At 44.6% G+C, this 231-nt stretch carries 1 pseudogene; it reads left to right on the top strand.

Features of this window, described 5'->3' with window-relative positions:
- A pseudogene (locus tag AYW75_RS18715) lies at positions 1-206 on the top strand (hypothetical protein); the annotation flags it as partial.
- Between the last annotated feature and the right edge of the window lie 25 nt (positions 207-231).

The raw sequence follows: 231 nt of genomic DNA, 5'->3' as shown, positions 1-231 counted from the left end.
AAAGCTCTGTCGATTTTATTGTTCGACCTTGGGTACGAACAGAAGACTATTGGGATGTCTATTGGGAAGTGACCGAAGAGGTGAAGAAACAACTGGACCGCAATGGGATCAGCATTCCGTTCCCACAAAGAGACGTTCACGTATATCAACATGACCTCTCTCAAAATACTACATTAGATCTAGTCACGCAGGTCGCAAGCAAATAACCACTAATGCGAACTTCACCCGAAG

It is taken from the genome of Marinomonas atlantica (assembly GCF_001639725.1).
GTDB classification, from domain to species: Bacteria; Pseudomonadota; Gammaproteobacteria; order Pseudomonadales; family Marinomonadaceae; genus Marinomonas; species Marinomonas atlantica.
The sequence above is the reverse complement of the archived record's forward strand: the minus strand, read 5'-3'. Positions and strand labels throughout refer to the sequence as shown.